A 19,557-nucleotide genomic window follows, 5' to 3' on the forward strand; every position below is an offset into this window, starting at 1 on the left:
CTACTTCTTGAGCTTGTCCTTGACCTCGCCCTTGCCCTTCTGCAGCTCGCCCTTGGCCTGCTGTGCCTTGCCTTTAAGCTCGGTCTCGGTACTGCCGGTGGCCTTGCCAGTCGCTTCCTTGACCTTGCCTGCGGCCTTGTTCGCAGACCCCTTGAGTTTGTCCGTCTTTCCATTGGTCATGATCAACACCTCGAATCCGTGAGTGCAGTGAAAACGCTGCGTGAACGCCTGAGCCGACGGCTCGGACGAGCAGCGCCACTCACAGCGTAGCCGCTTTATAGCGCTGGGCGTCAATAACCTGGACTATTTCGACCACGTCATGGCGAGCCCCCAAACACTTTGATACTGGCCACGAAGTCGCTAAAGCGCTCGCCCTGAATCAGCACATGCTCGCGCAGTGCCCGCTCGGCAAGCTCGGCATCTCCCTGCTGAATCGCAGCAACGATCTCGCGATGCTCGCCCAGGGAGTTGCTCATGCGCTGGCGGACCTGAAGCTGCAGACGACGATAGGGCTTCAAGCGCTGCTTGAGCTGACGCGCCTCCTCAGCCAGAAAAGCGTTGTGACTGGCCGCATAGATACAGGCATGAAAGGCTTCATTCTCGTAATAATAGTCGTCGGGATCCCCTCCTCGGGCAGCGACTTCACAGCGATCGAGGGCTTCCTGCAAGGCCGTGAGCTCCTGGTCGCTGATGCGGCGTGCCGCCAAGCGGCCACACATCCCCTCCAGCTCGGCCATCACCTCGAACATTTCGATCAGCTCTTCCAGGCCCACCTTGGCCACGAAGGTGCCCTTCTTTGGCGACACCGTGACCAAACCGCTGGCCACCAGCTGCTGAATCGCTTCTCTCACCGGTGTTCGCGATACCTTGAATGCCTGCCCCAACGCCTCGGGATCTAGCCGCTCTCCCGGCGCCCGCCGGCCATTGATGATGTCATCCTCCAGCGCATCCCTGAGTCGCTGCGCGCTGGAACGCTTGGCACCGGTCATCTCTCCCCTCCTGTCGCGACCGCTCATAGCAGCCTAGACAAAGCGTCATAAACTTGACAGTAGTACACATCAAATCTATTGATATATACATCATTTCGATATGATGGATATTTTAGTAAATGCCATACAAGAATAAAGCGTCCTCCGCTTGAGGTGAATCACGCCAGCCACAGGGAGCAGCCCCGCGCTGCCTGCCATGGACGTACAACAACTTCCATTACCCCGACAGCGAGACACCCCATGATAAAACAACTAGGCGATACCTTTTCGCGCTTCTCGGAACGCTACATGCCCGAGCCGATCATCTTTGCCGTGCTGTTGACCATCGTCACCTTCCTGCTCGGCCTGATACTGACCGACAGTGGCCTGCTGGCCATGGTCGACCACTGGTACGAGGGCTTCTGGGACCTGCTCTCCTTCACCATGCAGATGGTCCTGATCCTGGTCACCGGCCACGCCTTGGCAACGGCCCCTGCCGTCAAGAAGTGGATCCAGCGGCTGGCCTCTCAACCCGCCAGCAGCGCTCAGGCGGCGGCTCTTACCGCGCTGGTTGCCTGCGCTTTCTCCTGGTTCAACTGGGCGCTTGGGCTGATTGTAGGGGCTATCTTCGCCCTCGAGATCGGCAAGGCGGCCCACCGCCAGGGCATCAAGCTGCACTATCCCTTGATCGTCGCGGCGGGCTACTCCGGCCAGATGGTCTGGCATATGGGGCCCTCCTCCTCATCCGGCCTTACCGTGGCCACCAGCGGTCACTTTCTGGAAGACGCTATCGGCATCATTCCCATCACCCAGACCGCCTTCTCGAGCTATGCTCTGCTCAACAGCCTGATGCTGATCGCCGTGGTCGTGCCAGTCACCTTCTACCTGATGTCGCCTCGCAAGAAAGACGAGATGGCCGGCATCGACGCCTATGCCCCTCAGTTCCTGAAGGAGGAGGAGCCTCAGCCGCAACAGGAAGATGCCGATAGCATCGGCGCGCGCATGGATTCGGTATGGTTCACGGTCGTCCTGCTGGTGCTGGCAGGAAGCTATGCGATCATACACTTCTCGCGCAACGGCTTTGACCTCAACCTCAATATTGTCAACTTCCTGTTCCTGTTCCTGGGACTGGCCCTGCACAAGACCCCGGTGCGCTACATGAATGCGGTAACCGACGCCACCAAGGGGGCCAGTGGCATCATCCTGCAGTTTCCCTTCTACGGCGGCATCATGGGCATGGTGACGCTGTCGGGCCTCGCCGTGATCTTCGTCGATGCGATGCTCAGCATTGCCACGCCCCAGACCCTGCCCGTGATCAGCTGGTTCGCCGCGGGTCTGCTCAATATCTTCGTGCCTTCCGGCGGCGGTCAATGGGCCGTGCAAGGTCCGATTCTGATGGAGGTGGCGAAGGAGCTCGATGTATCGATCGGGCGCATCATCACCGCCTTCGGTGCCGGCGACACCTGGACCAACATGTTCCAGCCGTTCTGGGCACTGGCGTTGCTGGGTATTACCGGCGTCAAGGCACGCCATATCATGGGCTACTGCATGACGCTGTTGATCATCTCGATTCCGTTCTACGTGATCGGCCTGACCTTCTTCCCCTAAGGAAACGCAGCATAAATCGGCGAGCGGGATGAAGCACAAGGCGCACGGAGCACAGAAACCGGATATAGGTGGGGATTTCGACCGGGCTGGCGCACCAGCACCGCGCAACGCAGTGATTCGCTCGCGCAGACATTTATGCAGTGTTTCCCTAAGCCAAGACGGGGGTAACAGACCATGAACATGAGCTTCCTGCAGGAGCTGTTCAACAACATCACCCAGCGCGATGCGCTGCTGTGGCGGCGCCAGGGCGACGCCGTGGTTCACGACCACAAGGTGCTGGTCGAGGCGTGTCACGATCTGCTGGAGAGCGATGGCGAAGCCTCCAGCATCACCCAGGCGAGCCGCGCGCTGGCGATCTACCGGCAACTCGATGACGGTCAAAAGCACGCGTTCTTCCACACTCTGGCAGACGTCTTCGCCGCCGATCCGGCACAGATCGACGCCACGTACTCGGCCTATCGGGAAGCGCGTGACAACAGCAGCCTCCAGGCGCTGTTCAATGCCTGCGAGCCACGCCGCCAGGAACTGTTCCGGCGCCTCAATCTGGCCAGTGGCGGCACCTACCAGCTGGTCAAGATGCGCGAGGACCTGCTCGGCCAGCTCAAGGAGGCCCCCGCGCTACAGGCCATCGATGCCGACTTCGCGCATCTGTTCGGCTCCTGGTTCAACCGCGGCTTTCTGGTACTCAGGCGTATCGACTGGAACACCCCGGCATCGATCCTCGAGAAGATCATCCGCTACGAAGCGGTCCACGAGATTCAGGACTGGGACGACCTGCGTCGTCGCCTCGACGCCCGCCACCGCCGCTGCTTCGCCTTCTTCCATCCGGCGATCGGCGACGAACCGCTGATTTTCGTTGAAGTGGCGCTGCACAAGGGGCTACCAAGCCGTATCCAGCCGATCCTGGCCGGGGAAGATGCCGGCGTGGAAGAGCCCGAGGACGCCGACACCGCGGCCTTCTTTGGCATCAGCAACTGCCAGACCGGCCTGCGCGGCATCTCGTTTGGCAACTTCCTGATCAAGCAGGTGGTCCAGGAGCTCAAGCAGGAGCTGCCGCAGCTACGGCACTTCGTGACCCTTTCACCGGTGCCCGGCTTCGCCCAGTGGCTGAACGAGCAGCGTGAGAGCAACAGCCTGACCGGCGCCACGCGCCACGCGCTCGAGGCGCTGGATACCCCAGACTGGCATCAACGACCCGAACTAGCCGACCAACTGGGCGCCATCATCAAGCCCTTGGCGGCGAGGTATCTGGCCGAGGCCAAACACCGTAGTGGGCTGCCGCTCAACCCGGTGGCACGCTTCCACCTCGGTAACGGCGCGCAGCTACATCGCATCAACTGGCTCGGCGACACCTCCACCAAGGGGCTTAGGCAAGCCGCCGGGTTGATGGTCAACTACCTCTACGTGCTCGATGACATCGAGCGCAACCATGAAAACTATATTGCCAACGCCAGTGTGGCACGCTCCAGCGAGGTCAAGGATCTCACCAAGCGCGCCAGGAAGCTGATCACCGGAGACAGTCCCACATGAACCACAACCTCTTCGCGACCTTTGCCGAGCGCATGCAGGCGCGCGGCGACGCCGACTTTATCACCACCCGCGAGGGGCGCCGCTACGCCTACACCGACGCCCTTACCGAGAGCGCCCGGCTCGCCGGGGCCCTGGCCGAGCTGGGCGTGGCGCAAGGGGACCGGGTCGCGGTGCAGGTCGACAAGAGCCCGGAGGCGATCCTGCTCTACCTGGCGTGCCTGCGCAGCGGCGCCGTCTACCTGCCGCTCAATACCGGCTATACCGGAGAGGAGATCCGCTACTTCCTCAGCGACGCCGAACCGGCGCTGTTCGTCTGCCGTCCTGCGGATATCGCTCAAGCCCGCCAGCTCGCCGACGACACCGGCTGCCCCGCCGTCGAGACGCTGGGCGCCGCCGCCGACGGCAGCCTGATGGAGAAGGCCGCCAGCGCCACCCCGCGGGAAGAGATCGCCACCCTGGGCGAGCGCGACCTGGCGGCGATCCTCTACACCTCGGGCACCACCGGCCGCTCCAAGGGTGCCATGCTGACCCATCGCAACCTCGGCTCCAACGCCGAGACCCTGCGCCAGGCCTGGCACTTTAGCGCCGCGGACCGGCTGATTCATGCTCTGCCGATCTTCCACACCCACGGCCTGTTCGTGGCCTGCAACGTCACTCTGATGACCGGCTCGAGCATGCTGTTCTTGCCGAAATTCGACGCCGACGTGGTCTTCGAGGAGATGCCTCATGGCAGCGTGCTGATGGGCGTGCCGACCTTCTACACCCGCCTGGTGCAGGATCCGCGCCTGTCCCCCGAGGCGACCGCCAACATGCGCCTGTTCGTCTCCGGCTCGGCACCGCTCACCGCCGAAACCCATCAGGCCTTCGAGGCCAAGACCGGTCACGCCATCCTCGAGCGCTACGGCATGACCGAGACCAACATGAACCTCTCCAATCCGTATGAAGGCGAGCGCCGCGCCGGCACCGTGGGTATGCCGCTGCCCGGTGTGGAGTATCGCATCACCGACCGCGAGACAGGTGATGAGGTGCCCCAGGGCGAGATCGGCATGCTGCAGATTCGCGGTCCCAACGTCTTCATCGGCTACTGGCGGATGCCCGAGAAGACCCGTGAGGAGTTGCTGGAGGACGGCTTCTTCATTACCGGCGACCTGGCCCTGGTCGACGAGCGTGGCTATGTGCATATCGTCGGCCGCGACAAGGACCTGGTGATCTCCGGCGGCTATAACGTCTACCCCAAGGAGGTCGAGCAGCTGCTCGACGAGCTCGACGAGGTGCAGGAGTCTGCGGTGATTGGCCTCCCCCACCCTGACTTCGGTGAGGGCGTTACCGCCGTGGTAGTGCGTCAACCGGGGGTCAGTCTCGATGAGACCGAGGTACTCGCCCACCTCGACGGCCGGCTGGCCAAGTACAAGCAGCCCAAGCGAGTGTTCTTCGTCGACAGCCTGCCCCGCAACACCATGGGCAAGGTGCAGAAGAACGAGCTGCGCCGACAGTTCGACGCCACCTACCGCTGAGCGGCCCCCACACGACCGCGCCCCCGGTCGTCGACCGGGGGCGCGGTGAGATCACACCTGAGGCAGGCGCTTAGAAGCGGTAGCGCAGACCGACGCTGGCGGCGTCGAAGGTGTAGTTCGACTTGTCGAGGTAGCGGATGTAGTCGGCACCCACCGAGAGGTTCTGGGCAACGTCGAATTCCGCACCGGCGCCATAGGAGAAACCGCTCTGGCGGTCGACGTCGAAGTCCACCTCGGTGAAGCCGGCCAGACCATAGAGCCGGATTTCGTCGGCCACCGGCAGGATGCCCTTGGCATAGGCACCGACCAGGTAGTCGAGCTCGACCGGGCCGTCGGAGCCGCCGCCGCCGAGATGGCCTTCGACCGCGAAGTAGTCGTTGATCTGGGCGCCACCGCGCAGACGCAGGCCGACGTCGTCTCGGCTGCTACCGCGGTCGGGGTTGAGATCCCAGAACATGGCGTCACCGCCGACATAGCCCTGCGGGTAGAAGGTCTGCGCCTGCTGGGCGTGAGCCGTGCTGGCAGCTGCAGCGGTAAACAATGCAATGGCACTAACGGAAAGCAATGTCTTCATCACACACCTCACTTAGGAAACAGTGTTTTCTTACCCGTCGGCAGTGTGGTCCAGTGCGCCACAAAAGACAAATGAGATCGCTTCATTTCCACGGTTGTTGCATTAAGTGTTGCTCAGAGGGTGTTCAAGCAGCCTCTCAGGCGCGACGCGATAGCCCCAGTACCACTATCCCTCCCAGCACGATGGCACCCCCCAGCAGTTGGGTCGGGCCCAGCATCTGCCCCAGCACGATATAGCCCAGCACCAGCGAAGCCACCGGCTCGATATTCATCACCGGGGCGTTGCGCGCCATATTGAGGCGTGGCAACGATATGAACAGCATCGAGAAACCGATGCCATACAGCAGCGCCAGCGCCGTAAGGCCGCTCCAGCCGCTGACGCTGGCGGGCAGAGCGAGCCCACCGGGGACCAACCCTGCCACGCCAGCGACCAACATGCTGAGAAGTACCACGCCCATGGTCAGGAAGGTACGCAGGGTATTGCTGACCCGGGCCAGGCGTCGGTCGGTAATCCACAGCGCGCAGGAGAACACCGCCGCCGCACCGATGCCGAAGGCCACCCCCGCTACCCAGTCATCGCCCATCTGGGCGGGATCGGCAAGCCAGGTGGGGACATCGAGCACCACCACCAGCCCCACCAGGATCACCGCCATGATAAGCGTGGCTCGCAGCGTCGGGCGGGCGCCGCCCAGCGCCCATGTCAGCAGCGCCAGCAGGATCGGAAAGGTGTTCATCAACAGCAGGGCTACCGCTACCGGCAGCCTCGCCACCGCCGAATAGAGGAACAGACTCTGCAGTGCAATCAGCAACCCAACGCCAAGCTGCCAGGGCCAGCTGCCCGCAGGCAGTTGCAGCGGCGTACGCTTGATCGCCAGCAGCGTACCCAGCACCAGCAGTGCCAGGCTCGAGCGCGCCATGATCGCCAGCAGCAGGCCGGTACCGTCGTCGAAGGCCAGTCGCGCGGCCACATGGTTGGCGGCGAACAGGCATGCCACACTCAGTAGCAGGACGATAGCCAGGTGGCGGGGCAGTGGCGCGGGGGTCAGAGCGGGCGGTGTCATTCAGGGATCCAATCGATAGCAGGCTAATCCAAGCGGCTATCAGAGCATAGTTTGGCCGGCAAACCCAGCGCTGCGGCCCGCCACCGACTGCCTTCGATTCAGCCAGCGACGCAAAATGTTATACTAAGGTCTTATCTTCTAGCTCTATATACGACACAGGTTCACAGATCGCCCATGAAAGCCCCCGTTCTGGTCATCAACTGCGGTTCTTCCTCTATCAAGTATGCGCTGATTCCCGCCGACGACGGGCCGCGTCTGGAAGGTATCGCCGAGCGGCTGGGGAGCCAGGAAGCGCTGCTCAAGGCCAAGGACATCCAAGGCCAGCGCCACGAGACAGCACTGCCAGGCGCCGATCACGCCGCAGCGCTGAAGGCGATCTTCGCCCGCCTCGACGGTCATATGCCGGTGGCCGTAGGCCATCGCATCGTTCACGGCGGCGAACACTTTACCCGCGCCTCGCGGCTCGACGATGACGTTATCGCCGCAGTAGAAGAGACCTCGGCGCTGGCACCGCTGCACAACCCGGCCAACCTGGCCGGCATCGCCGCCACCCGTGCCCTGTTCCCCGAGCTGCCCCAGGTCGGCGTGTTCGACACCGCCTTCCATCAGAGCCTGCCGGCCCACGCCTATCGCTATGCCTTGCCCGAGTCGCTGTATCGCGAGCACGGCATTCGCCGCTACGGTTTCCACGGCACCAGCCACGCCTTCGTCAGTCGGCGCGCCGATGAACTGGTCGGCGGCAGCGACCACGGCTGGCTCACCGCCCACCTCGGCAACGGCTGCTCAACTTGCGCGGTGTGGCACGGCCAGAGCCGCGATACCAGCATGGGCCTGACGCCCCTCGAAGGCCTGGTAATGGGCACCCGCAGCGGCGACGTCGACCCCGGCCTGCACGCACACCTGCACCGCCAGTTGGGTTGGTCGCTGGACGAGATAGATGCCATGCTCAACCAGCGCAGCGGCCTCAAGGGCCTGTCGGAACTGACCAACGACATGCGCGAACTGGAAGCCGCTGCTGAACGCGGCCACGCCGGTGCCAGCCTGGCACTGGAGGTATTCTGCTACCGCATTGCCAAATCGCTGGCGGCACTCTCCTGTGCCCTGCCATCGCTGAGCGGACTGATCTTCACCGGCGGCATCGGCGAAAACTCGCCGACCGTACGCACCAAGGTGATCGCCGCCCTGCCCCACTTCGGACTAGGCCTCGATGAGGCGGCCAACCAGGCCACCCTGCGCGGCCGCGAGGGTCGTATCGACGCCGGTGAGGGCCCCCAGCTGTGGGTAATCCCCACCGATGAGGAGGGCCAGATCGCCCGCGAAACTCGCGAACTGCTGGAGCGCCAGGCATGACCCCGCTACCCGACGACCGCCAGGTTCAGACCCTGCTGATGGTGCCCACCTCGGTAGGCGCCGGCCTCACCTCGGCCTGCCTGGGGCTGATCCAGGCGCTGGATTTCATCGGCATGAAGGCCGGCTTCCTCAAGCCGTTCATGCAGCGCGAACTCAACGGCAGCGGCCCGGACCGCTCCAGCGCCCTGGTCGCCCGGGCGCTGGGCCGCACGACGCCGACACCGATCACCCAGGAGCATCTCGAGCGTCTGCTACGCGACGACCAGCTCGACGAACTGCTGGAGTCGGTGATCGAGCTGCACCAGCAGGCCGCCAGCGAGGCGGATACCACTCAGGACATCGTGGTGGTGGAAGGGTTAGTGCCCACCGCACACAGCACCTACGCCAACCAGCTCAACGCCCAGCTGGCTCAGGCCTTGAATGCCCGCATCATCTTCGTCGGCAGCGGCGACCTGGCCGCGCCCCGCGAGTTGGCCGAACAGCTCGACATGCACTCGCGCAGCTTTGGCGGCGTCAGTTCCACACGCACCATGGGCTGCATCCTGATGCGCATGAAGGGCCTGCCAGCGCCGCCCAGCGGCGAGCAGCCGATCGCCCCAGGCGCGGCCAACGTGACCCTCGATGCCGGTATGCTCGAGGAGCTGCGCCGCCACTCACCGGCGCTGGCCACCGACCGCTTCCATATGATCGGCGTGGTGCCCTTCAGCGACACCCTCAGCGTACCGCGCACCAAGGATGTCGCCGAAGCCCTCGGCGCGCGCTGGCTCAACGAAGGTGATGCCGCCAGCAGACGAGTGCTGAGTACCAGTCTGTGCGGCCGCCGCGCCGCCCACGCCCTCGAGGTTTTCAAGCCCGGTAGCCTGATCGTCACCTCCGGCGACCGCGACGATATCCTGCTCGCCGCCGCGCTGATGACCATGAACGGCACCCCGCTGGCGGGCGTCATGCTGACCAACGGCTACCTGCCCAACGACGCCATGATCGACGCCTGCCGCCCTGCGCTGAAGACCGGGCTGCCGGTGCTGGCGGTGGAGACCGACAGCTATACCACCGTGCAGCATCTATCTCGCATGAGCAGCGAGATTCCCGTCGACGACCTGGAGCGTGCCGAACAGGTGGCCCACTTCGTTGCCGCGCATATCGACCTGCAGTGGCTCAAGGATCACCTCAGCCGCGGCTATATCCGACGCCTGTCGCCGTCGGCGTTTCGTCATCAGCTGGTCAAGAAGGCCCAGCAGGTGCGCAAACGCATCGTGCTACCGGAAGGCAGCGAGCCCCGTACCGTGGAAGCCGCAGCGCTGTGCCAGCGGCGCGGCATCGCCGACTGCGTGCTGCTGGCCAAGCGCGAGGAGGTCGAGAGTGTGGCGCGCAGCCGCGGCATCGCCCTGCCCGAGGAGCTGGAGATCATCGATCCGGAGGGTATCTATCACGACTATATTGCCGATATGGTCGAACGCCGTCGCGGCAAGATCAACGAGCCGATGGCCGAGGCGCAGCTACAGGACACGGTCGTGCTGGGCACCATGATGCTGCATCGTGGCGAGGTCGACGGCTTGGTCTCCGGCGCGGTGCACACCACCGCCAACACGGTGCGCCCGGCCTTCCAACTGATCAAGACCGCACCGGACTACCGCCTGGTCTCGTCGATCTTCTTTATGCTGCTGCCCGAGCAGGTAGTGGTCTACGGCGACTGCGCGGTCAACCCCGACCCCGACGCCGAAGCGCTGGCCGAGATCGCCATCCAGAGCGCGCGCTCGGCCAAGGCCTTCGGTATCGAACCCAAGGTGGCGATGATCAGCTACTCCACCGGCGAGTCGGGCAGCGGCAGCGACGTCGACAAGGTTCGCGAGGCGACCCGCATCGCCCGCCAGCGCGCCCCCGAGCTGCTGATCGACGGCCCACTGCAGTACGACGCCGCGGCGATCGAGAGCGTCGGCAAGCAGAAGGCCCCCGACTCCCCGGTCGCCGGCCAGGCCACGGTGTTCGTGTTCCCCGACCTCAACACCGGCAACACCACCTACAAGGCGGTGCAGCGCAGCGCCAAGGTGGTCAGCGTCGGCCCCATGCTCCAGGGCCTCAACAAGCCGGTCAACGACCTCTCGCGTGGCGCCCTGGTCGACGACATCGTCTACACCATCGCGCTGACCGCGATCCAGGCAGCACAGTGAATTTTGCTGCCATCCGGGTCCATCACGATAGCATCCGCCTGGCCCAAGCGGCGCAATGCCCTTAGGCTTAGGCCTATCCACACGCCACGCTGACACGAAAGAGGCTGACCATGCCCGGACTACTGCCCGACGTCGATCCCGACGGCCTGCTCGAATACTCGGTGGTCTATACCGACCGCTCGCTCAACCACATGTCGCGTGCCTTCCAGGGCGTGATGAACGATGTCTCCGCAACCCTCAAGCGAGTCTATAACGCCGCCGGTGTCGCCATCGTGCCGGGCAGCGGCACCTTCGGCATGGAGTCAGTGGCACGGCAGTTCGCGGCCGGCAACAAGACGCTGACGATCCGCAACGGCTGGTTTAGCTACCGCTGGACACAGATCCTCGAGATGGGCGACCTGCCGGCCAGCGCCACCGTGCTCAAGGCGCGCCGCCAGGGCGATGGGGCCCAGGCGCCGTTTGCCCCCGTACCTATCGAAGAGGCTGTTGCTGCTATCGAAGCCGAGCGCCCCGACGTCGTGTTCGCCCCGCATGTCGAGACCTCCGCGGGGATGCTACTGCCCGACGACTATATTCGCCGCCTGGCCGAGGCCGTCCACGCCGTCGGCGGCCTGCTGGTACTCGACTGCATCGCCTCGGGCACGCTGTGGGTGGATATGCAGGAGACCGGTGTCGACGTGCTGATCAGCGCGCCGCAGAAGGGATGGAGCGGTTCTCCGGGCTGCGCCATGGTGATGATGTCGCCGCGGGCGCTGGAGCGCCTGGCGACCACCACCAGCTCGAGCTTCGCCGCCGATCTGCGCAAGTGGTACGAGATCATGCAGGCCTACGAGAACGGCGGCCACGCCTACCATGCCACCATGCCCACCGACGGCCTGCGGCGGCTACGCGATATCATGGCCGAGACCGAGGCCTACGGCTTCGACAAGGTGCGCGCCGAGCAGCTCGAGCTGGGCGAGCGGGTGCGCACCCTGCTCAGCGAGCATGGCTTCAAAAGCGTTGCCGCCGCGGGCTTCCAGGCCCCCGGGGTGGTGGTCAGCTACAGCGACGATGCAGGCATTGCCGCCAAGTTTGCCGCGGCCGGGCTGCAAGTTGCCGGCGGCGTACCGCTGATGTGCGATGAGGGCGACGACTTCCGCACCTTCCGCATCGGCCTGTTCGGCCTCGACAAGCTGCATCACGTCGAGCGCAGCGTGGCGGCGCTGGAAACAGCGCTGTCACGCCTGAACGAGACATAGAAACGACTGCGGCGCCATCAAGGCGCCGCACCTCAAGTGCCGCTGAGCCCACCGCGGGGCATGTAGCCGAGGTGATTCTCGACCCGCACCACGCCGTTGATGTTTTCGGCGGCGACCTGCACGGCCAGCTTCTCCTGCTTGCTCTCCACCAGCCCCCACAGCTGCACTTCACCACCGCTGACCATGACGTTGATATGGTCGGTCAGCACATCGGTATTGTCCTTGAGCTCCTTGATGATCGCGGCACGGATATCGCGGTCATCGCTACTGGGCGGCTGAGACTTGCTGACCCCAGCCATGGCCAGGCCGTGCAGCAGATTGGCGCGGCTGACGATGCCCACCAGCCGACCATCCCGGACTACAGGCACGCGCTTGATATGGTGCTTCTCGAGCAGCTTGGCCACCTCGTCGAGAGGAGTGTCCTCAGCGATGGTCACCGGATCGGGCGTCATGATCTCACCCGCCTTGCGGCCGTGGGACTTGACGTACTCGCCGGCACTCTGAGCACCGCTGAACAGATTGGCCAGCCACCAGGAACTGCGTCGTTCGGTGCCGGTCTCGACCCGGCGCATCAGGTCACCCTCACTGACGATTCCCAGCACCTGGTCCTGGGCGCCGACCACCGGCACCGCGCTGATGCGATTCTCGAGTAGCAGACCAGCAATTTCACGCACCTCGGTATCCACCGAAACACTGATCACATCCTGGGTCATGACATCGAAGGCTTGCATGATGACGTCCTCCTCAAACGCAGCGACGCATGATCGTCGCTCGACTCTTTGAGCTTAGCAGTGCGGCGATACAGCGACCTTGACCCACGACAAGCTAACGCCAACCGTCCCTGGGGGCTGCCCCCTCAGCACAGCGCGGCCGCCACGATCACAGCACCTTGGCGAACAGGGTGAAGTAAAAAAACCGCCCCAGGCAGAGGCTGCCGAGGGCGGTTTTATGGTGGGCATTCATTCACCCACGGACGCTTTACGCTAGCATCGGCACCATGGCCTCCAGCACCATAACGAGACTTATCGCGGTGATGGTAAGGATAGAGACACCGAACACCTGCTTGGCCCAGCGCACATCGTCGTCCAACCGATAACCGCGCAGCGCCAGGTAGAGCCAGTAGCCGCCCATGGTAAGCGCCACGCAGAGATACCCCATCCCCGCTTGGCTGGCCAACACCAGCGCCAGCGAGGCCGGGATAAACGCCACGATATAGCCCAGGATATGGTGTTTCGCCATTGTCACCCCGCGCACCACCGGCAACACCGGAATCGATGCCCGCTGGTAATCCGCATAGCGAAAAATCGCAATCGCGTAGGAGTGCGGCATCTGCCACAGGCAGAAGATCACCAGCAGCATAAAAGCACCGCTATCGAACTGCCCGGTGACCGCGCAGTAGCCCACCACCGGTGGCATGGCACCGGAGAGGCTGCCCACCAAGGTGCCGTACTCCGAGCGGCGCTTCATGTAGAGGCTATAGAGCCCCACATAGACGCCCCAGCCAATCACCGCCAAGGCAACGGTCAAGCCGTTGGTGCCCAGTGCTAAGCACACCACGCCGGTCACGCCCAAAAGCGCCGACACGCCCAGCGCCTGGGTGATGGACAGGCTGCCCCTTACCAGGGGGCGATGGCGCGTGCGCGCCATCAATGCATCAATATCGCGGTCTATGACGTTATTACACGCACAGCCGGACGCGATGATCAATGCAATCCCCACCATGACCGCGACAAAGCTGAGCCACGCGAACTGCCCCTGGGCGGCGAGAAAATAGCCGCCCAGGGTGGCAATCAGGTTACCCCCGATAATGCCCGGCTTGGTCAGCTCAAGCAGATCCCGCCAGCGGCCAGGGGCCGACATCAGCCGATCATCATGTTGAGATGCAGGTGGTGCATGATCCACAGCGAGCCTCCCACTACCAGACCGAGTATGGTCACCGTGAAGACCAAGGACATGACGTTCCAGCCCTCCTCCTGCTTGGTGTCCATGTGCATGAACATGATCAGCTGCACCAGCACCTGCGACACCGCGGCCGCCACGATCACCAGCACCTTGGTGGACGCGGCGACCAGATCGCCCATCACCACGGCGAAGGGAATCGCCGTGAGTACCAGCGAGAGTGCCAGGCCAATCACATAGGATCTGACGCTACCGTGCGCTATCGGTGAATCCTTCATATCACACTACCCCCATCAGATAGACGAACGAGAATACGCAGATCCACACCACATCCAGGAAGTGCCAGAACAGGCTCAGGCACAGGATGCGCGGTCGCGTCATGTCATTCAGCCCCTTGGTCTGCAGCTGTACCAACACCACGACCAGCCACAGCAGCCCGAACAGCACATGCAGCCCGTGGGTACCGACCAGGGTGAAAAAAGCCGACAGAAAGGCACTGCGATCAGGCCCATGACCGGCATGGATCAGGTGGCGAAACTCATAGAACTCGATGGCGATGAATCCCGCCCCGAGCAGGAAGGTCACGACCAACCAGGCCTTGAGCCGGGTCAGCCGCTCAGCGGTCATCGACAGCACCGCCATGCCATAGGTGAAGCTGCTCACCAGCAGCAGCAGGGTCCCCGCCAGGATCAGGCGCAGGTCGAAGATCTCCGCACCGCTGGGGCCGCCCGCCGTGCCCCGCATAAGCACGGCGTAGGTGGCGAACAGGGTGCCGAAGATGACCAGGTCGCTCATCAGGTAGACCCAGAAGCCGAACACCTTGATGCTGCCGGTGTCGTGGTGACCGTGGGTCATCGGATGTGCATGATCGTCACACTGCTTGATGGTATCGGTCGTCATGGATCACCCCCGCAGCTCGGCCGGAGCGAAATCGCCCTGGGCCGATCCGTTCGTCTGCCATTCGTCACGTGCCTGCTGATGGGCGCGCTCGCTGCGCGCCACCTCTGCGGCGGGCACCCAGTAGTCGATGTCGTCGTTGAACACCCGGGCCAGGAAGCTCACCAGGCCACCGATGGCGGCGGTGATCGCCAGCCACCAGATGTGCCACACCAGGGCGAAGCCCAGCACCACCGCAAACAGGCTGATGATCGGCCCGGCCACGGTGTTGCGGGGCATATGGATATCCTGGTAAGGGACTTGATCAACGGCCTCGATGCCACGCTGCTTGTGGGTCCAGAAGCTGTCGATGCCGCCGACCTCGGGGGCGTGAGCGAAGTTGTAGTGCGGCGGCGGCGAGGCGACCGACCACTCCAGGGTGCGGCCATTCCAGGGGTCGCCGGTGACGTCGGCATTTAGGCGCCGGTCACGGATGCTCACCCACAGCTGAATTACGGTGCAGGCGATGCCCAGCATGATCACCACCGCACCGACCAGCGCCAGGATCATCCACGGCTGCCACTCGGGATTGGCATAGGACTGCATGCGCCGCACGGCACCGAAGAAGCTCAGCACGTAGAGCGGCATGAATGCCAGATAGAAGCCGATCAACCAGCACCAGAAGGCGCGCTTGCCCCAGGTCTCGTCGAGGGTGAAGCCGAATGCCTTTGGGAACCAGTAGGTCATGCCGGCCATCATGCCGAACACCACACCACCGACGATCACGTTATGGAAGTGAGCGATGACGAACAGGCTGTTGTGAAGCACGAAGTTGGCGCCGGGCACCGCCAGCATCACCCCTGTCATGCCGCCCAGGGTGAAGGTGATGATAAAGCCCAGCGTCCAGAGTACCGGCGAGGTGAACTCGAGACGCCCGCGGAACATGGTGAACAGCCAGTTGAATACCTTCACCCCGGTGGGGATGGCGATGATCATCGTCATGATGCCGAAGAAGGCATTGACGTTGGCCCCCGCCCCCATGGTGAAGAAGTGGTGCAACCAGACGATGAAGGACAGCAGCGTGATCGCCACCGTCGCCCACACCATGGTGGTGTAGCCAAACAGACGCTTGCGCGCAAAGGTCGCGATCACCTCCGAGAAGACTCCGAAGGCCGGCAGGATGAGGATGTAAACCTCCGGATGCCCCCAGGCCCAGATGAGGTTGACGTACATCATCATGTTGCCGCCGAAGTCATTGGTGAAGAAGTGCATGCCCAGATAGCGGTCCAGGGTCAACAGCGCAATGGTGGCGGTGAGAATCGGGAAGGAGGCGATGATCAGCACGTTGGCGCACAGCGATGTCCATGTGAAGATCGGCATGCGGAACAGCGTCATCCCCGGGGTACGCATCTTGAGGATGGTGACGAAGAAGTTGATCCCCGTCAGCGTGGTGCCGACTCCCGATATCTGCAGCGCCCAGATCCAGTAGTCGACCCCGACGCCGGGGCTGTACTCGATCCCCGACAAGGGGGCATAGGCCAGCCAGCCGGTGGTGGCGAACTCGCCGACGAACAGCGACACATTGACCAGGATAGCCCCGGCGGCGAACAGCCAGAAGCTGAGGTTATTGAGGAACGGATAGGCGACATCGCGAGCGCCGATCTGCAGCGGCACCACCAGGTTCATCAAGCCGATGACCATCGGCATGGCGACGAAGAAGATCATGATCACGCCATGGGCGGTGAAGATCTGATCGTAGTGCTCCGGCGGGAGATAGCCCATCGAGCCACCGGCCGCCATGGCCAGTTGGAGGCGCATCATGATGGCGTCGGAGAAGCCGCGTAGCAGCATCACCAAGGCAACCAGAAAATACATGATGCCGAGCTTCTTGTGGTCGACGCTGGTGAACCACTCGGACCACAACCAGCCCCATTTGCGGTAGTAGGTGAGAGCAGCGATCAGGGCAAAGGCGCCGATCGCCATGATGGCGGCCACGACCATGATGATGGGTTCGTGGTAAGGAATTGCCTCTAGACTCAGTTTTCCTAACATGACTTATCCCCCTGCCTCGGTGCGCGCGGGTTGACGGCGCAGGGCATCTCGTTGATCCGTATGGTGATGGCGGACGCGATGGTCGGCGGCGTCGCTGCGAGTGGCGGTGGCGCTCTCCAAATCGTGGGAGTCACCGTGCTCGGCGCCGTCGTGGAAGCTGAGCAGCAACTGCTCATAGAGGTGCGGCGTCACGCTCGAGAAGTACTCGACCGGGTGATATTGGCTGGGCGCCGCCAGTTCAGCGTAGCGATCCGGATAGTCGAGCCCCTGCTCGGCGGCACGCACCTTATCGACCCACGCCTCGAACCCCTGCTCGGAGGTGGCTAGCGCCTCGAAGGTCATGCCGGAAAAGCCTGCGCCGCTATAGTTGGTGGAACGACCGGCGTAGCGCCCCGGGTGATTGGCGATCAGATGGACATCGTTATCCATGCCCGCCATGGCGTAGATCTGGCTGCCCAGCTGGGGAATGAAGAAGGCGTTCATCACCGAATCGGAACTGACCCGAAAGCGCACCGGAACATCCACCGGGAAGGCGACCTCGTTGACCGTAGCGATGCCCTGCTCGGGGTAGATGAACAGCCACTTCCAGTCCATGGAGACGGCCTGGATCTCGAGGGTGTCTTCGCTGGAGGCGAGGGGCTTGTGCGGATCTAGCGTGTGCGAGGTATGCCAGGTCAGGGCGGCCAAGACGGCGATGATCAGGCACGGTACCACCCATACCACGGCCTCGATCCAATTGTTGTGTGCCCAGTCAGGCTGGTAGGCAGCGGGTCGCTCACGGTGTCGATAGCGCCAGGCGAACAGCAGCGTCATGACGATCACGGGGACCACGACGATCAGCATCAGACCGAAGGAGGTCAGGATCAGGCTACGCTGCTCCACCCCGATCTCCCCCTTGGGATCCAGCAGCGCCGAACTGCAGCCGGCCAGCAGCAACGATAGCGACCATAACGATAGGGTGCCGAGAAAACGGCGAATTTTGCTCATGGGACTCTCTCGTAAGCAAGACACGCAAAAATTCGCACGCACAATATGAGCATGCTAATGAAATGCGCGAAATTTACCCAATACCGCCCAGCAGGCGGTGCCCGAAATGTGGCCAAAACCACCACATCGAGGCTATTGAATAAGGAAATGCTGATGCGCAAAAGCGACCAAACGTCGCAGTAGGCGGTCGGGTTCACCTTCCACAGCGCCGCCCAGTGGCCTAGAGTGGGAGAATCGCTCACTTGCCAAGGGATGGATGCATGAACGTAGAGGAACGCAAGACCGCCGCCGCACCGAACTCCCAGCGCCAGCAGCTCTCGCTGTTCGCGCGCAACTTCTTCAAGCATCCCAAGATGCTGGGCTCGATTATTCCCAGTTCGCCTTTCTTGATTCGCCGGCTGCTGGCTCCGGTTGACTGGGAGCGCGCCAGGGTAATCGTCGAATACGGCCCGGGTGTCGGCACCATCAGCCGCGAGATTCTGCGCCGCATGCACCCCGAGGCAATCCTGGTCGCCATCGAGACCAATGAAGACTTCGTCGATTATTTACGTACCGCGCTGCCTGACCCGCGCCTGCAGCTGGTGCCGGGATCAGCAGAAGACGTGGCGACGATTCTCGCCGAGCGGGGGCTGAGCGCCGCCGACTACGTGGTGGCGGGCATTCCCTTCAGCACCATGCCGGAGGAACTTCGCAACGGCGTGCTCAGCGCCACTCGCGATGCCCTCGCCGCCCAGGGCGAGCTGCTGATCTACCAGTTCTCACCGAAGGTACTGCCCGACCTGCAGCGCACCTACCAGAACGTGCGGCGCGGCTTCGAACCGCTCAACATCCCGCCCGCTCAGGTCTATTTCTGCGAGCCGTGAGCCCTTTGGGTCAGGCTACCATTACCCGCGGCGGCTGGTGGGTTCCGCCGGCCCGAGCATTGAGTACCGGTGCCGCCTTGGCATCGGTCACCACGACATCGAACGCCTCCAACTGGGCAAAGAAGGCCGGCCGCACCACGCCGAGCTTGCTGGCATCCACCACCAGAATCCGATAAAGCGCGGTATCCAGTGCCGCCTGTTTGGGCGCCACCTCGTGAAAGTGGAAACAGCTCACGCCGCGCTCCAGATCGACCCCCGCCGCCGAGATAAACGCCTTGTTGATGCCCAGCCGCCTGACCGCATCGTACATATCACCGCTACCGAACGACTGCGAGCTGGGGTGATAAAGCCCGCCCAATAGCACCAGGCGTACATTGGGGAGCGCACCTACCGCATTGGCCACGTTAAGCGCATAGGTCACCACCGTCAGTTCCTCGAACTCACCGAGCATGCCCAGCAGGGGCATCAGGGTGGTGCCGCAGTCGATGAACAGCGTGTCACCCTCGGTGATGAATGACGCCGCCCCCTGGCACAGCCGCTGTTTTGCCAGGTAGTGGCTGCCTTGCTGCTCGTCGAGATCATAGACCGGCGCGAACTGCGGGTTGGCGGCCATCATCAGATGGCCGCCAAGGAACGTCATGGCACCGTCGCTGGCGGCCACGTCGCGGCGAATGGTCATTTCCGAGACGCCACACAGCTTGGCCGCCTCGCTGAGATGGATGGTACCGCCCCCGGCCAGGGCATCCTGTAGCCGGGCAAGGCGCATGGCGCTTCGGCCGTTCATCTAATCGCCACCTCCCCATTGATAAGACTGATCGATCCGCAAGGCTCCATGCTGAGCCAGCGGCCGAGTAATTTCCACTTCAGCCT

Annotated in this window: 18 protein-coding genes; 7 read left to right on the top strand and 11 right to left on the bottom strand. The window is 63.3% G+C overall.

The genetic code is table 11. The features are described from left to right. A complete protein-coding gene (locus tag IEI94_RS20775) occupies positions 1 to 180 on the bottom strand; it encodes a CsbD family protein (protein ID WP_191169112.1) in 180 nt (59 codons plus the stop codon). A 137-nt stretch (positions 181 to 317) separates the two neighbouring features. Continuing rightward, positions 318 to 989 carry a GntR family transcriptional regulator gene (locus tag IEI94_RS20780; protein WP_191169113.1) on the bottom strand — a complete coding sequence of 224 codons (672 nt, stop codon included), beginning with the start codon at positions 987 to 989 and terminating at the stop codon, positions 318 to 320. Positions 990 to 1,229: 240 nt separating this feature from the next. Between IEI94_RS20780 and IEI94_RS20785 the strand changes: the two genes are divergently transcribed. The 3 genes from IEI94_RS20785 to IEI94_RS20795 all read left to right on the top strand — a co-directional run bounded on the left by IEI94_RS20785 (position 1,230) and on the right by IEI94_RS20795 (position 5,620). After that, entirely contained in the window at positions 1,230 to 2,576 is a 1,347-nt protein-coding gene (locus IEI94_RS20785) for a short-chain fatty acid transporter (RefSeq protein ID WP_191169114.1), read from the top strand. Between the two features lie 174 nt (positions 2,577 to 2,750). Then, entirely contained in the window at positions 2,751 to 4,106 is a 1,356-nt protein-coding gene (locus IEI94_RS20790) for a malonyl-CoA decarboxylase (RefSeq protein WP_191169115.1), read from the top strand. Further along, positions 4,103 to 5,620 (top strand): malonate--CoA ligase, encoded by a 1,518-nt coding sequence (locus tag IEI94_RS20795; RefSeq protein WP_191169116.1) that lies wholly within the window; start codon positions 4,103 to 4,105, stop codon positions 5,618 to 5,620. The genes IEI94_RS20790 and IEI94_RS20795 overlap by 4 nt, the downstream gene beginning before the upstream one ends. A 70-nt stretch (positions 5,621 to 5,690) precedes the next feature. On the opposite strand, the gene IEI94_RS20800 is transcribed toward IEI94_RS20795, so the two are convergent. Beyond that, the gene (locus IEI94_RS20800) at positions 5,691 to 6,197 is read right to left on the bottom strand and encodes a porin family protein (protein ID WP_191169117.1); all 507 of its coding nucleotides are present in this window, start codon (positions 6,195 to 6,197) and stop codon (positions 5,691 to 5,693) included. A 133-nt stretch (positions 6,198 to 6,330) separates the two neighbouring features. Beyond that, the gene (locus IEI94_RS20805; RefSeq protein WP_191169118.1) at positions 6,331 to 7,254 is read right to left on the bottom strand and encodes an EamA family transporter; all 924 of its coding nucleotides are present in this window, start codon (positions 7,252 to 7,254) and stop codon (positions 6,331 to 6,333) included. A gap of 174 nt (positions 7,255 to 7,428) precedes the next feature. On the opposite strand from IEI94_RS20805, the gene IEI94_RS20810 reads away from it, so the two are divergent. From IEI94_RS20810 to IEI94_RS20820, 3 genes are all read left to right on the top strand, one after another. Beyond that, the gene (locus IEI94_RS20810) at positions 7,429 to 8,604 is read left to right on the top strand and encodes an acetate/propionate family kinase (protein ID WP_191169119.1); all 1,176 of its coding nucleotides are present in this window, start codon (positions 7,429 to 7,431) and stop codon (positions 8,602 to 8,604) included. After that, the gene (gene pta / locus IEI94_RS20815) at positions 8,601 to 10,772 is read left to right on the top strand and encodes a phosphate acetyltransferase (protein WP_191169120.1); all 2,172 of its coding nucleotides are present in this window, start codon (positions 8,601 to 8,603) and stop codon (positions 10,770 to 10,772) included. Before IEI94_RS20810 ends, pta begins: the two co-directional genes overlap by 4 nt. A 110-nt stretch (positions 10,773 to 10,882) precedes the next feature. Then, positions 10,883 to 12,010: an aminotransferase class V-fold PLP-dependent enzyme gene (locus IEI94_RS20820; RefSeq protein ID WP_191169121.1), complete on the top strand. Its 1,128-nt coding sequence runs from the start codon at positions 10,883 to 10,885 to the stop codon at positions 12,008 to 12,010. 32 nt (positions 12,011 to 12,042) lie between these two features. On the opposite strand, the gene IEI94_RS20825 is transcribed toward IEI94_RS20820, so the two are convergent. From IEI94_RS20825 to cyoA, 6 genes are all read right to left on the bottom strand, one after another. After that, on the bottom strand, positions 12,043 to 12,741 hold the full coding sequence (locus IEI94_RS20825) for a CBS domain-containing protein (RefSeq protein WP_191169122.1): 699 nt from the start codon (positions 12,739 to 12,741) through the stop codon (positions 12,043 to 12,045). A 247-nt stretch (positions 12,742 to 12,988) separates the two neighbouring features. Continuing rightward, entirely contained in the window at positions 12,989 to 13,870 is an 882-nt protein-coding gene (cyoE, locus tag IEI94_RS20830; RefSeq protein ID WP_224750221.1) for a heme o synthase, read from the bottom strand. Further along, a complete protein-coding gene (cyoD, locus tag IEI94_RS20835) occupies positions 13,870 to 14,187 on the bottom strand; it encodes a cytochrome o ubiquinol oxidase subunit IV (RefSeq protein WP_191169124.1) in 318 nt (105 codons plus the stop codon). The genes cyoE and cyoD overlap by 1 nt, the downstream gene beginning before the upstream one ends. Position 14,188: 1 nt before the next feature. Beyond that, positions 14,189 to 14,809, bottom strand: coding sequence for a cytochrome o ubiquinol oxidase subunit III (gene cyoC / locus IEI94_RS20840; protein ID WP_191169125.1), 621 nt, complete (start codon positions 14,807 to 14,809; stop codon positions 14,189 to 14,191). A gap of 3 nt (positions 14,810 to 14,812) precedes the next feature. Continuing rightward, complete coding sequence (gene cyoB, locus IEI94_RS20845; protein ID WP_191169126.1) at positions 14,813 to 16,837, bottom strand: cytochrome o ubiquinol oxidase subunit I; 2,025 nt, start codon at positions 16,835 to 16,837, stop codon at positions 14,813 to 14,815. A gap of 3 nt (positions 16,838 to 16,840) precedes the next feature. Then, positions 16,841 to 17,824, bottom strand: a complete 984-nt coding sequence (gene cyoA / locus IEI94_RS20850) for a ubiquinol oxidase subunit II (RefSeq protein WP_191169127.1) — start codon at positions 17,822 to 17,824, stop codon at positions 16,841 to 16,843. Between the two features lie 260 nt (positions 17,825 to 18,084). Between cyoA and IEI94_RS20855 the strand changes: the two genes are divergently transcribed. Continuing rightward, complete coding sequence (locus IEI94_RS20855; protein ID WP_191169128.1) at positions 18,085 to 18,687, top strand: class I SAM-dependent methyltransferase; 603 nt, start codon at positions 18,085 to 18,087, stop codon at positions 18,685 to 18,687. Positions 18,688 to 18,697: 10 nt separating this feature from the next. Here the strand turns inward: IEI94_RS20855 and IEI94_RS20860 are convergent, their stop codons facing one another. Beyond that, positions 18,698 to 19,471, bottom strand: a complete 774-nt coding sequence (locus IEI94_RS20860; RefSeq protein WP_191169129.1) for a DeoR/GlpR family DNA-binding transcription regulator — start codon at positions 19,469 to 19,471, stop codon at positions 18,698 to 18,700. Positions 19,472 to 19,557 lie beyond the last annotated feature (86 nt).

The organism is Halomonas sp. ML-15, from assembly GCF_014779595.1.
Classification (GTDB): domain Bacteria; phylum Pseudomonadota; class Gammaproteobacteria; order Pseudomonadales; family Halomonadaceae; genus Franzmannia.